13 protein-coding genes are annotated in these 12,957 nt (G+C 66.9%); 6 read left to right on the top strand and 7 right to left on the bottom strand.

The window, feature by feature from the left end; all coding sequences use genetic code 11:
* Positions 1-43 precede the first annotated feature (43 nt).
* Positions 44-1,123, bottom strand: coding sequence for a GGDEF domain-containing protein (locus G6R31_RS02910; RefSeq protein ID WP_017870897.1), 1,080 nt, complete (start codon positions 1,121-1,123; stop codon positions 44-46).
* 186 nt (positions 1,124-1,309) lie between these two features.
* Here G6R31_RS02910 and recF point away from each other — a divergent pair, with 186 nt between their 5' ends.
* The 3 genes from recF (at position 1,310) to fni (ending at position 4,345) form a co-directional block, all read left to right on the top strand.
* A complete protein-coding gene (gene recF / locus G6R31_RS02905) occupies positions 1,310-2,398 on the top strand; it encodes a DNA replication/repair protein RecF (protein WP_025568172.1) in 1,089 nt (362 codons plus the stop codon).
* Positions 2,399-2,483: 85 nt separating this feature from the next.
* On the top strand, positions 2,484-3,347 hold the full coding sequence (locus G6R31_RS02900; RefSeq protein WP_017870895.1) for a DciA family protein: 864 nt from the start codon (positions 2,484-2,486) through the stop codon (positions 3,345-3,347).
* Complete coding sequence (gene fni / locus G6R31_RS02895; RefSeq protein ID WP_017870894.1) at positions 3,344-4,345, top strand: type 2 isopentenyl-diphosphate Delta-isomerase; 1,002 nt, start codon at positions 3,344-3,346, stop codon at positions 4,343-4,345. The genes G6R31_RS02900 and fni overlap by 4 nt, the downstream gene beginning before the upstream one ends.
* A gap of 149 nt (positions 4,346-4,494) precedes the next feature.
* Here fni and G6R31_RS02890 read toward each other — a convergent pair whose 3' ends face one another.
* The 5 genes from G6R31_RS02890 to hpf all read right to left on the bottom strand — a co-directional run bounded on the left by G6R31_RS02890 (position 4,495) and on the right by hpf (position 10,192).
* Complete coding sequence (locus tag G6R31_RS02890) at positions 4,495-5,619, bottom strand: transposase (protein WP_164993955.1); 1,125 nt, start codon at positions 5,617-5,619, stop codon at positions 4,495-4,497.
* Between the two features lie 132 nt (positions 5,620-5,751).
* A complete protein-coding gene (gene alr / locus G6R31_RS02885; RefSeq protein WP_017871681.1) occupies positions 5,752-6,807 on the bottom strand; it encodes an alanine racemase in 1,056 nt (351 codons plus the stop codon).
* A gap of 38 nt (positions 6,808-6,845) precedes the next feature.
* On the bottom strand, positions 6,846-7,319 hold the full coding sequence (locus G6R31_RS02880; RefSeq protein WP_152423788.1) for a hypothetical protein: 474 nt from the start codon (positions 7,317-7,319) through the stop codon (positions 6,846-6,848).
* A gap of 56 nt (positions 7,320-7,375) precedes the next feature.
* Positions 7,376-9,493, bottom strand: coding sequence for a methylmalonyl-CoA mutase (gene scpA, locus G6R31_RS02875; protein ID WP_017871679.1), 2,118 nt, complete (start codon positions 9,491-9,493; stop codon positions 7,376-7,378).
* A 132-nt stretch (positions 9,494-9,625) separates the two neighbouring features.
* On the bottom strand, positions 9,626-10,192 hold the full coding sequence (gene hpf, locus G6R31_RS02870) for a ribosome hibernation-promoting factor, HPF/YfiA family (RefSeq protein WP_017871678.1): 567 nt from the start codon (positions 10,190-10,192) through the stop codon (positions 9,626-9,628).
* Positions 10,193-10,391: 199 nt separating this feature from the next.
* On the opposite strand from hpf, the gene G6R31_RS02865 reads away from it, so the two are divergent.
* The 3 genes from G6R31_RS02865 (at position 10,392) to G6R31_RS02855 (ending at position 12,216) form a co-directional block, all read left to right on the top strand.
* Positions 10,392-11,087: a TetR/AcrR family transcriptional regulator gene (locus tag G6R31_RS02865; RefSeq protein ID WP_017871677.1), complete on the top strand. Its 696-nt coding sequence runs from the start codon at positions 10,392-10,394 to the stop codon at positions 11,085-11,087.
* Between the two features lie 168 nt (positions 11,088-11,255).
* The gene (locus tag G6R31_RS02860) at positions 11,256-11,918 is read left to right on the top strand and encodes a glycosyltransferase family 2 protein (RefSeq protein WP_025567390.1); all 663 of its coding nucleotides are present in this window, start codon (positions 11,256-11,258) and stop codon (positions 11,916-11,918) included.
* Between the two features lie 49 nt (positions 11,919-11,967).
* Positions 11,968-12,216: a hypothetical protein gene (locus G6R31_RS02855; RefSeq protein WP_017871675.1), complete on the top strand. Its 249-nt coding sequence runs from the start codon at positions 11,968-11,970 to the stop codon at positions 12,214-12,216.
* On the opposite strand, the gene G6R31_RS02850 is transcribed toward G6R31_RS02855, so the two are convergent.
* Positions 12,186-12,938: a class I SAM-dependent methyltransferase gene (locus G6R31_RS02850; RefSeq protein ID WP_017871674.1), complete on the bottom strand. Its 753-nt coding sequence runs from the start codon at positions 12,936-12,938 to the stop codon at positions 12,186-12,188. The genes G6R31_RS02855 and G6R31_RS02850 overlap by 31 nt on opposite strands.
* Positions 12,939-12,957 lie beyond the last annotated feature (19 nt).

Raw genomic sequence — 12,957 nt, 5'->3', positions numbered from 1 at the left:
TTTGCACTCGCTTCGCTCGCCAAAACGCTGTGCCATCTTTCTGTCAAATGCTCTCATCTGCGGCGAGCAGCTCCGGCGACCCGACCTGCACCCGGTTGCGCCCAGCAGTCTTGGCGGCGTAGAGCGCCCGGTCCGCCACCAGAAAGCAGTCCTCCAGGGAACCTGAGCCGCGCCGGGTCACGCCGATGGAAACGGTCAGCGGCTGGCCCCCCAGGGCAGGAAACGCGGTCTGCTCCACCGCCTGCCGCAGCCGCTCGGCCAGCAGCTCAGGCGCAGCGGTCCCCGGCGCCCGGAAAATGACTGCGAATTCCTCGCCGCCGTAGCGGTAAGCCTGGTCGTGACCGCGCAGGCGGCTGCGCAGGAGCTTGCCCAGCTGGGTCAGCACCTCGTCGCCCGCCGCGTGACCGAACGTGTCGTTGACCTTCTTGAAGTGGTCGATGTCGATCAGGCACAGCAGGTCCGCCTCGTCCATCTGCGCGAGGTCGCGGTCGAACTGCCGGCGGTTGGGCAGCGCCGAAAGCACGTCCCGGTGCGCCTGCCGCTCATAGGTCGCGATGAGAGAGAGCAGCCTGTAGCGGTTACGCTGAATGCCCAGACTGACCAGAAAGCCCGCGTAGGTCATGACCAGCAGCGGCAGGTAGACGGTGAGCAGGGCCGCCGGATCGCCCCGCAGGACCGGAATCAGAATGCCGTTGGGCATGAACACCAGCAGCAGGCGCCACCACAGCGAGCGCCAGTCCAGTCTGGGCGCGGACAGGTCGACCGAGCGGTGCAGCAGGCCGCCCAGCAACACCACCCCCACGGCGCTGAACACCGCACTCCAGACTCCGACCCCACCCAGATGAAAGCGGTAGAGCAGCAGCGGAATCAGGGCCAGCAGCCCCGCCCACACGCCCTTGCGGAGGGCCAGGTAGGCGATAGGCACCGCCCGCATGTCGATGATGACGCCCGGCGCCACCTCCGCCGGATAGAGCATCAGGGCAATCGCCATCACTGCCAGCAGCAACAGCCGCGGCACATGAACGGCCGTGGCGTTGATGTCTTCCGCACTCTTGTACGTCAGACTCAGCAGATACATCATGGTGGTCAACAGACAGAAATTGATGATGAGGGTCAGCAGCATGCGGCAAGCTCCTTGCTTCGGAACGGGACGACGGGATGAGGAACTCTACAAATGACCCTCTTTCGGAACTCGCACCGGGGGCGCCGCTCGGGTCTTCATGTTCGTGTCGGCCCGGTGTTCGCCCCCTGCCCCGAATCCCTCCGCAAGCCCCCACCTTACAGTCCCCAAACCCGCCTCCCGCCTACAATGGGGGATGTGCGTCTCTCGGCCCTGTCCACCCTGAATTACCGGAATCTCGCGCCTGGGACGCTGGATTTTCCGGAAGGCGTGACCGGGATTTATGGGGAGAACGGAGCCGGCAAGACCAACCTGCTCGAGGCCGCCTACCTCGCGCTGACCGGGCAGACCGACGCGCCCCGCATCGAGCAACTGATTCAGGCGGGCGAGCAGGAAGCCTACGTGCGGGCCGACTTGCAGCAGGGCGGCAGCCTCAGCATTCAGGAAGTCGGGCTGGGGCGCGGGCGGCGGCAGCTCAAGGTGGACGGCGTGCGGGTGAGGACCGGCGACCTGCCGCGCGGCGGGGCGGTGTGGATTCGCCCGGAAGACAGCGAACTGGTGTTCGGGCCGCCCTCGGGGCGCCGGGCGTACCTCGACTCGCTGCTTTCGCGCCTGAGTGCCCGCTACGGCGAGCAACTGTCACGCTACGAGCGCACCGTGTCGCAGCGCAACGCGGCCCTGCGCGGCGGCGAGGAGTGGGCCATGCATGTCTGGGACGACGTGCTGCTCAAGCTCGGCACCGAAATCATGCTGTTTCGCCGCCGGGCGCTGACGCGGCTCGACGAACTCGCCCGCGAAGCCAACGCGCAGCTCGGCAGCCGCAAACCCCTGGCCCTGACCCTGACCGAAAGCACCTCGCCCGAAACCTACGCCGCCGACCTACGGGGCCGCCGCGCCGAGGAACTCGCACGCGGCTCCACCGTGACCGGTCCGCACCGGGACGACCTGCTGCTGACCCTGGGCGACTTTCCGGCGAGCGACTACGCCAGTCGGGGCGAAGGCCGTACGGTGGCCCTCGCGCTGCGCCGCGCCGAACTCGAACTGCTGCGCGAAAAGTTCGGCGAGGACCCGGTGCTGCTGCTCGACGACTTCACCGCCGAACTCGACCCGCACCGCCGCCAGTACCTGCTCGACCTCGCCGCCAGCGTGCCCCAGGCCATCGTGACCGGCACCGAACTCGCCCCCGGCGCGGCCCTGACCCTGCGGGCGCAGGCAGGACGGTTCACGCCGGTGGAGAGGGCAGAGGGTGAAGGGTCGAGAGGAGAGGGCAGCGCATGACCCCCGCCCTTCACCCTCCCCCCTCCCCCCTCAACTCTCTGCCATCTGCCATCCGCCATCTGCCCTCCCCCCCCGGAGACCTCCCATGACCCGGCGCAGAAGCGGTCCCCTCGACATGTCCACCCTGATGGGCGCGACACTGGGCAAAGGCAAACTCGGCTTCGGCGTGCAGCGGGCGCGGGCGCTGCTGCTGTGGCCGCAGGCCGTCGGCCCTGAGATTGCCCGGATGACCCGGCCCCGCTCGGTGCAGGGCGGCACGCTGTTCGTGGAAGTGCGCGACAGCGCGGCGGCGCACCACCTGACGATGCAGCGCCACCACTTCCTCAAGCGGCTCAACGAGCTGCTGGGCGAGGGGCAGGAACTGAACGACCTGCGGTTTTCGGTCGGTCACATCCGCCCCCCGCCCGACGCCCCCCGCGCCGCGCCGCTGCCCGCGCCGGACCGCGCCCGCGCCCGCAAGCTGGTGCAGGAGGTCACGGACCCGGACCTCAAACAGGCGGCCCTGAAAGCGGCGGAGGCCGTGACCCGCGCCCGGCGCTGGCGCGAGGAACAGGGCTGGCGCGAGTGCCCGGTGTGCGGCGAACCGACCAAGGCCCAGCCCTGCCGCGACTGCGCCCTGACGCTGGACGACCCGCTGGTGCGCCGGGCCTCGCGGCTGCTGCTGCGTGACCCTGAGCAGCTCGGCGGCGTGCGCGAGAGGCTGGGCGACAGCGGCGCGAACGGAGCCAGGCACCTGGCGCTGCGGCACCTCGAAGACCAGCTCGACGTGCTGGCCCTCGAATGCGCCCGCAGCGGCGGCGACGAGGGCTACGTGGTGTTTCTGAAGGCGCAGGCCGAGGTGTACCTGTGTCTCAAACTCGGCAAGGCGAGAACGTCGCTGCGCCGACCCGACCGCCAGCATCTTCCCGAAAAGGCGCGGCAGGTGCTGAGTGCGGGGACAGGGTCATGAGCCGCATCGAAGCGCGCAAGCTGCGCCACATCGACGCCTGTCTGCTGCCCGAAAGCCAGTACCAGAAGGTGAAAACCGGCCTGGAGGCCGTGCCCTGGCCCTACCGCGCCCTGCCGGAGGGCAATCTGGACGACATCAAGCTCGACACCGTGTTTCTGGGGCGCCGCCTCCAGGCTCCGGTCCTCATCGGCGCGATGACGGGCGGGGCCGAGAAAGCGCGTTTCATCAACCGCAACCTCGCCACCGCCGCCAAAACCCTCGGCCTGGGCATGATGCTCGGCTCTCAGCGGGTGATGCTGGAACACCCGGACACCTGGGAGTCGTTCAACGTGCGCGAGGTGGCCCCCGACGTCCTGCTCATCGGCAACCTCGGCGCGGCGCAGTTCATGCTCGGCTACGGCGCAGACCACGCCCGCCGCGCGGTGGACGGGGTCATGGCCGACGCGCTCGCCATTCACCTCAACCCCCTTCAGGAAGCCATGCAGCGCGGCGGCGACACCCGCTGGCAGGGCGTGGCGTACCGATTGAAACAGGTGGCGCGGGCGCTGGACTTCCCGGTCATTGTCAAGGAAGTCGGGCACGGGCTGGACGTTCAGACGCTGCAAGCCTTATCGGACGGCCCCTTTGCCGCCTACGACGTGGCGGGCGCGGGCGGCACCAGCTGGGCACGGGTGGAGCAACTCGTCGAACACGGGCGGGTGCGCACGCCCGACCTGTGCGAACTCGGCGTGCCCACTGCGCAGGCGCTGAGGCAAGCGCGGGAAACGCTGCCACAGGCGCAACTCATCGCCTCGGGCGGCATCCGCACCGGCCTGGACGCCGCCCGCGCCCTGTCGCTGGGGGCCGAGGTGGTGGCGGTGGCGCGGCCCCTGCTCGAACCCGCGCTGGAGAGCAGCGAAGCGGTCGAGGCGTGGCTGCGCGACTTCATTCACGAGTTGCGGGTGGCGCTGTTCGTGGGCGGTCACAAGGACTTGAAGGCGCTGCGAAAGCCGGGTTGATACGGATTCCGCTTAATTCCTGCACAGTCGGGAAAGCGCCGCCTGTGCATCCATATCGCAGAATCCGTATTTTTTCCTACTTGCATCCGCTCGGATTGAATCTGAAACGACCAGATTCAATCGGAATCCGTATGACTCATGAGTTGCATTTATGCAGCCTGCCCAGTTTTTGCCGACAGCAACGTCAGTTCAGCAGCATCCAGGCGGTAAAGGGCCGCAAGGAGCGTGCGGCGGACGACGTGCGGCATGAGGACGAGGCGGACTTCTTCCCCCGCTTCACTCAGGGTCAGGCACCAGGCCGGGCATTGCCCCCCTGTCATCCCTGCCCTGAATTGCTGGTAGAGGGCCAGAGAAATGCTAAGCCACACGAGAAAGATCCAATTGTCGATGCCCGTCTCCGTTCGGAGACGGGTTTCCTTTAGTCCAAAGTCATGCTTGGCCGATTTGAAGAAAGACTCGATGAGCCACCGTCTTTTGTGGCGTCTGGTCAGTGTTCGCGCCGTTCCCGGTTGCGTGTCAAGCACGTAGAAACGCTTCATCTTGTCGTTACGCGGCAGGTCTACCCAGGACACATAGAGGGGCACCCCCGGTAAACCGGCCAGTTCAACACATTCGCCGCGCCCTGCCTCCTTGAGTTGACGACCATCAGCCAAGAGGAGGTTAGACCGGCCACCGATACTGATGTGCTCAAACCCCCACCAACGCAGCAAATCCAGTGCATCTGCGCTGTAGAAGCCCGAATCCATCACCAGGAACTGAGGGAGATCTCCCCAGAGATAGGGGTGAAAGCGCCGGATGAGCTTCAGGGCCAACTGGATCGGTGTTTCTTCCTGTGCTGGGTCATAGATGGCGTGGCCCATCGGAAAGCTGAGCTTTCCGATGCTGACGTGGATGACGACGAGATGGAGACCGAACACACCGTTGTAGGTTCGCGTGTACGGGAGGCTCTTTCCCGTTTTCTCGATGCTGGTCAGGTCCACCCGAATCACCAACCAGGGTTTTTGACCACGCAGACGGTCATAAGCAGCACGGAGAGCCTTCACTTGGAAGCGCAGACGCGCTTTTTCCAGTGGTTGGGTGTTCATTGTATTGAGCAGTCGGCTGACAGTGCTGGGTGAGCAGGTCTTGACCTGACGGAGTTGCTTGCGACTTCCCCCTTCGAGAAACATGCTCAAGGTGCCCTCGAACGTGCGCCATTTCGTCGGGGTCAATTCGGCCTCCAGGGCGCGGTAGAATTCCTGTACGTCTGGGAGCGAGTTTTTCTTTTTGGTCACGCAAGACAGAAAAGCACGTCCCAGACGTGCTTATTGGGACTATTCACTCAATGCAACTCATGAGTATGAGGCTTCGGACGAAGGGGAAGCGCCCGAACATTTGACGGAAGAAGGCCCGCGCGCCCCTCTCCCCTACGCCAGCCGCCGCTCGACCCGGCCTCCCACGCCCGTCAGCAGCTCATATTCGATGACCTCGCCCCAGCGGGCCACCTCCGTCGCGGTCAGGTCGCCTTCGCCCCACAGCTCGGCCCAGTCGCCGGGCTGCACGTCCAGCCCGGTCACGTCCACCATGAACTGGTCCATGCAGATGCGCCCCAGCACCGGGCGGCGCTCTCCGCCGATAAGGACTTCGGCCTTCAGCGTGGCGTTCCGGGGGTAGCCGTCGGCGTAGCCCATGCCGACCACCGCGACCTCGGTTTCGCGCTCCGCCCGCCACAGGGCGCCGTAACTGACCGTTTCGCCGGGATACACGGTGTGGTGCTGGTTGACCCGTGCCCGCACGGTCATCACCGGGCGCAGCGGGCAGACGCGGCGCAGGTGCTCCGGCACGTAGCCGTAGGCCGCCAGCCCTGGCCGGGCCAGACTCATGCCCTCTATCTGCCCGAAGCTGAGGACGCCGCCCCCGTTGGCGCAGTGGGCCAGGGCCGGGGGCAGCGCGTCCAGCACGGCGCGGAAGCGGCCCAGCTGGGTCCGGGCAAAGGTCAAATCGGGTTCGTCCGCCGTGGCGAAATGGGTGTAAATACCTTCGAGTTGCCCGCGTCCGGCCAGCGCCCGCCCCACCGCCACCGCGTCGGCGGGCCGCGCCCCCAGGCGGTTCATGCCGGTGTCCACCTTCAGGTGCGCCTGCGCGTGGGCAGGCAGGGCGTCCACCTCGGCCAGCGTGCCCACCGGCAACCGCACGCCGAGGTCGGCCAGCGGCCCCACCTCCTCCGGCGCAGGCGGCGTGAGCAGCAGCACCGGCCTGCCCAGGTTCAGCCGCGCCAGCGTTTCGGCCTCGGCGGGGGTCGCCACCGCCAGCCCCCACACGTCCGGGTGCGCCGCCGCCCGCCGCGCGACAACCTCCATGCCGTGCCCGTAGGCGTCCGCCTTGACGGGCAGCAGCAGCCGGGTGCCGCTGCGCTGTGCGAGGGTGCTCAGGTTGTGGTCAAGGGCAGCGGCAGAGATGTGGGCGACAGCGCGGGACAGCATGGGGGGCAGGATAGGCCCGGAGGGGAAGGGCTGTCGAATCAGCGCGAACAGGGAGACGCTGCCCCAAACGCTCGCCGCACGTCACGCACGACCCACCTTTCCCACTCCAGCGCCCATGAAGAACTCGCCAGACGCCGGACGACTTGCCCGGCACCGTTGTAATAGAGGCGCAGGGTGTCGCTTTGCCCCCAGATATCGTTGCGTTCGATGAGAACGAAGTTGACCCGGCCCTGACCGTCCAGATAGGCGGAGAGCTTGACGAACGAGTCGTCACTGCCGCCCGATTCCACATATTTGCGTGGAACACCGCGCCCGTCGGTCCAGAGGGTCCGTTCGGAATTTCGGGCGGGACCGCAGTAACCGAAATCCTTGTGACTCGCCCTGAATTTACCCGCCGCAACTGCCGCATTCACCGCCTGATAGTTCTGCCGAATCCCTGGAATCGGGTCCGCCGCCGCCCCCTGTGCCTGGGCCAGAGCCAGCAGCGCCACTGTGAAAGCCACTCGTCTCATCTTTTACCCCCAGAAAAAAGCGGCCAGCCCGCAAGCCAGCCGCCCCCTGACCGCCCTCACTTCCTGAGCAGTTCCAGCACTTCCCGCGCACTTTGCATGATCGGCGTGCCGGGGCCGAAGATGCCCGCCGCGCCCGCTTCGCGCAGGGCCGGGTAGTCCTGCTGGGGAATCACGCCGCCGACGACCACCAGAATGTCGTCCGCGCCCTCGGCCCTCAGCGCCTGAATGAGCTGCGGCACCAGCGTCTTGTGGCCCGCCGCCTGACTGGAAACGCCGACCACGTGCACGTCGTTTTCGACGGCCTGCCGCGCCGCTTCCTCGGGGGTCTGGAACAGCGGACCCACGTCCACGTCGAAGCCCAGGTCGGCAAAGCCGGTGGCAATGACTTTGGCGCCCCGGTCGTGCCCGTCCTGCCCCATCTTGACGACCAGAATGCGCGGGCGGCGGCCCTCGGCTTCGGCAAAGGCGTCGATGTCGCGTTGCAGGGCCGAGAAGTCCTCGTCGCCCTCGTAGCCCGCCGCGTAGACGCCACTCAGCGTCCGCACCTCGGCCTGATGGCGGCCCCAGACTTTTTCCAGCGCGTCACTGACTTCGCCCAGCGTGCAGCGCACCCGCATGGCCTCCACACTCAGCGCCAGCAGGTTGCCCGTGCTGCTGCGGGCGGCTTCGGTGAGGGCGGTCAGGGCCTTTTGCACCGCTGCCGTGTCGCGCTCCGCCCTGACCCTGTTCAGGCGGGCAATCTGCGACTCGCGCACGGCGGCGTTGTCGATGTCGAGCACGTCCACCGGGGTGTCCTGCGTGGGGCGGTACTTGTTGACGCCCACAATCACGTCCTCGCCCCGGTCGATGCGGGCCTGTTTGCGGGCCGCCGACTCCTCGATACGGAGTTTGGGCACGCCTGACTCGATGGCCTTTGCCATGCCGCCCAGCTGCTCCACCTCGCGCATCAGTTCGCGGGCCTTGTCTGCGAGGTCGTGGGTCAGCCGCTCCATCAGGTACGAGCCGCCCCAGGGGTCGATGACGTGGGGAATGCCGGTTTCTTCCTGAATGATGAGCTGCGTGTTCCGCGCAATCCGGGCGGAAAAGTCGGTGGGCAGTCCGATGGCCTCGTCGAAGGAGTTGGTGTGCAGGCTCTGCGTGCCGCCGAACACCGCCGCCATCGCCTCCACCGCCGTGCGGATGACGTTGTTGTAGGGGTCCTGCTCGGTCAGCGACCAGCCCGAAGTCTGGCAGTGGGTCCGCAGGGCGCGGCTCATGGGGTTTTTGGGCTGAAACTGGCTCATCAGCTCGTCCCACAGCAGCCGGGCGGCGCGGAGCTTGGCGACCTCGGTGTAGAAATTCATGCCGATGGCGAAGAAGAAGCTCAGCCGGGGCGCGAAGGTGTCCACGTCCAGCCCCTTGCCCAGCGCGGCGCGGACATATTCCAGGCCGTCGGAGAGGGTGTAGGCGAGTTCGAGCGCGGCGTTGGCCCCGGCTTCCTGGAGGTGGTAGCCGGAAATCGAAATCGAGTTGAAACGCGGCATATGTTGCGCGGTGTACTCGATGATGTCGGCAATAATCCGCATGGACGGCTCGGGCGGATAGATGTAGGTGTTGCGCACCATGAACTCTTTGAGAATGTCGTTCTGGATGGTGCCGGACAGCTCGTCGAGCCGCGCGCCCTGCTCCAGCCCCGCCACGATGTACCCGGCCAGGATGGGCAGCACCGCGCCGTTCATGGTCATGGAGACGGACATCTCGCTGAGCGGAATGTCGTCGAACAGGATTTTCATGTCCTCGACGGAATCGATCGCCACGCCCGCCTTGCCCACGTCGCCCACCACGCGGGGGTGGTCGGAGTCGTAGCCCCGGTGGGTGGCGAGGTCGAAGGCCACCGACAGGCCCTTTTGCCCCGCCGCTAGGTTGCGGCGGTAAAAGGCGTTGGACTCCTCGGCGGTGGAAAAGCCCGCGTATTGCCGAATCGTCCAGGGCCGGGCCGCGTACATGGTGGCGCGGGGGCCGCGGGTGTAGGGCGGCAGGCCGGGCAGGGTGTCGGTGTTCAGCCCCGCCGTGTCGGCGCGAGTGTAGAGCGGTTTGAGGGTCAGGCCCTCGGGGGTTTCGCGGCTGAGCGTCTCCGGCTCGGCCCCTTTCAGGTCCTTGCGGGCGACGGCTTTCCACGCGCTCAGGTCGGTCATGGGTGGTGTCCTCCGTTGCCGCTATTTTGGCACGCACGGACCGAACGGACGTTTGGCAGGAAACAGGGCCGCAGGGCAACGAACCGCCCCCGGCTACACGGACCAGGGGCGGAAAAGGGAAAAACTCGGGCGTCAGTTCGCGCCGATCAGACCGTAATGCCCGTCCTTGCGGCGGTAGACCACGCCGGTCTGCCCCTGCATATCCTGAAAGACGTAGAAGTCGTGGCCCAGGGCTTCCATCTGCACCACGGCGTCCTCGGCGGACATGGGCCGCAGCTCGAAGCGCTTCTGGCGAACGATTTCGGGATGAAACTCGGTCACGTCGTCCATATCCCCACCATTTGCCACCGCCGCCTCGGCGGGACCGGGCAGGGGTTCGGGGCGGCCCTCCTGACGCTGCTTCATGTAGCGGGTCTTGAATTTGCGGAGCTGGCGCTCAAGCACGTCACTGGCCTTGTCGATCGCCGCGTACATGTCCGCGTGGTGCTCCTCGGCGCGGATGATGCCGTGGGGCACGTTGAGCTGCACCTCCACGCGGTTGCGCCGCTCGTTGTTGCGAACGTCGCGCACCGTCAGGGTCACGCGGGCGTCGGTGATCTGGTCGTTGTACCGGTCTAGGCGCGAGAGCTTTTCCTGGACGTACTCGCGCATGGCTTCGGTGACTTCGACGTTGCGGCCAGAGAGCTGATAGATCTGCACGGTTCACGCTCCTTCACACCGGAACACCTCGGGGGAAAGACCTGACGAACTCTGATGTTCCGGTGCCCGCACTCTAGCCCGCGTGTCAGCCTGCCGTCAGGGAAAAGCCTTACAGCGCGGCGAGGGGGCAGACGCTATGCTGGAGAACGGCCCGGAAAAACATTTGACCGCCCCGCGCTGCTCTACACTGGAGCCGACCATGAAGGTGGACCGTCAGGAACAGGACGAAGCCCGGCGCACGCGCATCGCTCGGGCGGCCTTCGAACTCTTCGCCCGCACCGGGCTGGACAGCGTGAGCGCCCAGGACATCGCCCGGGCGGCGTTCGTCAGCCGGACCAACCTCTACCGTTACTTTCCCAGCAAGACCCATATGCTGCTCGCGCACTTCGAGCGCACGGTGGGCGAAACGCGGGCCGAGGCGCTGCGCCGCCTGAGCAGTGGCGCGGCCCCGCAGGCCGTGTGGCAACTGGTCACGGCCCGCATGGCCGACCTCGGCGTGCGTTACCAGCACCTCGTGGGCGCGGTGGGGCAGGCGGTGCTGGGCCGCAGCCGACCCGGTGAGGGCGCGGCGGGCGGCCCCCTGGCGCAGGAGTGGCAGACGGCGCAAACACTGGTGAGCCTGGTCGAGCCGGTGCTCAGCGCCATGCGGCAACAGGGCAAGCTGCGGCCCGACGCCGACACCCGCTTTCTGGCGGCGCTGCTGGTGGACGCCTGCCTGATGTCGCTGCTGCACGGCGGGCACCGCAACCAGCGCGAGGTGCTGCTCGACTGGCAGGACCGCTTCCTGCTGCTGATGCAGGGGGCGCTGCAACCCAAACCGGGCACGGGTGCCCTGCCACCTCTGGACCCGCAGGGCGACGACCCTCCCGGCAACTCGCACGAATCAGAAAAATAGATTTCCCATCAGGTCTATTTTTTAGTTTCGAGGAAACGCTTTCGATCACCTCGAGATGCGCTAAGTATAATTAAGAGATGTAGAAGCATCGGCCTGCTACTCGAGAAGCATGGCGGCCTCATGCGGGGGTGACCTTGAGCTGGCCTTCATCGTTTAGCATGGGGGCCGATGAGTGTCGGCACTTCCGCTTCCCCAACGCCCCGCGTGGCGGTGGTCATTCCGGCCTACAACGAACAGGAGACGGTGGGCAACGTGGTCCGGGCCGCCCTGACCCTGACGCCCGAGGTGGTGGTGGCCTCCGACGGCAGCGCCGACGCCACCGCGCAGGTGGCCCGCACCGCCGGGGCCAAAGTGGTCGAGCTGCTGGAAAACGCGGGCAAGGGTCCGGCGCTGGCCGCCGCCCTTCAGGCCACCGACGCCGAATATGTGGTGATGCTCGACGCCGACCTTCAGGGCCTGACCCGCGAGCACCTCGACGTGCTGCTGCGCCCGGTGCTGGACGGCTCGCTGGACATGACCATCGGCGTGTTCGCGGGAGGCAGCTTCGCGTCGGACTTCGGCAACAAGATGACCCCGCAGCTCAGCGGGCAGCGGGCCTGCCGCCGCGACTGGCTGCTGGGCGTGCCCCGGCTCGCCACCGAGCGTTGGCCCGAACCGGCCATCACCTCGCACCTCAAGGCCACCGACGCCCGCTGGGCCTACGTGGAACTCCCGCAGCTCGCGCAGGTGCTCAAGGAAACCAAACGCGGCTTCTGGAGCGGACTGGGCGCCCGCAGCAAGATGTACGGACACCTGCTGACCTTCTGGGTCCGCAAACGCCGGGGGGAATAGGTCTGTCCCGGCGGGAAGCAGTTTCAGAGAATTGTTCTAGGGTAGGTCCATGAAGCTGACCGACGACCGGGGCGAAAACGTCACTCTCGACATCTCCCGCGACGAACTGACGGTGCTGGCGGGCGGCCTGCTCACCGCGCTCGACCTGCTCAGCCGCGCCGACGCCGCCGAGGACTTGCGGCTGCACCTGGAGGCCGAATTTCATGGGCGGGTGGGGGTCAGCCGCGCCTCGGCCACCGCGCTGCTGACCGAACTGGTGGGCATCATTCAGGCCGGGGAAGAATCGGCCCGCGCCTGAAAGACCATCACTTCGCTGGCCTCGGTCAGCGGGCCGCCCTGAAAACTGCCCGTCACACGCGGCGTTTCAAAGCCCGCGCAGCGCAGCAGCCATTCCATCTCGAAGCGGCTGAAATACCGCTGGGTCAGCGTGTGGTGGGCGCGGCGCAGGGTGCCGTCCGGCGCGGCAGTGTCGGCAAAATACTCGGTGGTGATGAGCTGCCGGGGCGCGTCGTGGCGCTGCAATAAAAAGAGGTCGGTGCGTGAGCCGTCCGGCGCGTGAAAGGTCTCGCCTTCGTGCCGCAGCGTGTTCATGGCCCCGAAACGTGGCACGTACAGGTCAAAGACGAACTGCCCGCCAGCTGCGAGATGGGCGCGGATGTTTTGCAGCGCCGCCAGCTGCTCGGCGGGGGTGTACAGGTGCATCAGGGCATTGAACGGCGCGACAATCAGGCCGAAGCGTTCGTCGCTGCGAAACGTCTGGACGCTGCCTTCCACGATGTCGAGGGTGACGCCTTCCCGCGCCGCCCGCGCCTGCGCCCTGGCCCGCATTTCGCCGCTCGGCTCGACGCCCAGCACCCGCACGCCGCGCCGCGTCAGAAAGGACGTGACCCGCCCGCTGCCCGCGCCGATTTCCAGCACCCGCCCCCCGACACGCTCGGCCAGCCCCGCGTAGAAGTGCAGGTCGTCGCGGTAACTGTCGTACTGCTGGTCGTAGATGGACGCGAGGTCGTCGTAGTTCATGGCTTTCGAGTTTAAAACT

Origin of the sequence: Deinococcus wulumuqiensis R12, assembly GCF_011067105.1 — a bacterium.
GTDB classification, from domain to species: Bacteria; Deinococcota; Deinococci; order Deinococcales; family Deinococcaceae; genus Deinococcus; species Deinococcus wulumuqiensis.
The sequence above is the reverse complement of the archived record's forward strand: the minus strand, read 5'-3'. Positions and strand labels throughout refer to the sequence as shown.

Coding starts and splice junctions, on each gene's coding strand:
- fni (WP_017870894.1), top strand. CDS start 3,344: ATGAGCCGCATCGAAGCGCGCAAGCTGCGCCACATCGACGCCTGTCTG.
- G6R31_RS02865 (WP_017871677.1), top strand. CDS start 10,392: ATGAAGGTGGACCGTCAGGAACAGGACGAAGCCCGGCGCACGCGCATC.
- G6R31_RS02900 (WP_017870895.1), top strand. CDS start 2,484: ATGACCCGGCGCAGAAGCGGTCCCCTCGACATGTCCACCCTGATGGGC.
- G6R31_RS02850 (WP_017871674.1), bottom strand. CDS start 12,938: ATGAACTACGACGACCTCGCGTCCATCTACGACCAGCAGTACGACAGT.
- scpA (WP_017871679.1), bottom strand. CDS start 9,493: ATGACCGACCTGAGCGCGTGGAAAGCCGTCGCCCGCAAGGACCTGAAA.
- G6R31_RS02855 (WP_017871675.1), top strand. CDS start 11,968: ATGAAGCTGACCGACGACCGGGGCGAAAACGTCACTCTCGACATCTCC.
- G6R31_RS02860 (WP_025567390.1), top strand. CDS start 11,256: ATGAGTGTCGGCACTTCCGCTTCCCCAACGCCCCGCGTGGCGGTGGTC.
- alr (WP_017871681.1), bottom strand. CDS start 6,807: ATGCTGTCCCGCGCTGTCGCCCACATCTCTGCCGCTGCCCTTGACCAC.
- G6R31_RS02910 (WP_017870897.1), bottom strand. CDS start 1,123: ATGCTGCTGACCCTCATCATCAATTTCTGTCTGTTGACCACCATGATG.
- G6R31_RS02880 (WP_152423788.1), bottom strand. CDS start 7,319: ATGAGACGAGTGGCTTTCACAGTGGCGCTGCTGGCTCTGGCCCAGGCA.
- recF (WP_025568172.1), top strand. CDS start 1,310: ATGGGGGATGTGCGTCTCTCGGCCCTGTCCACCCTGAATTACCGGAAT.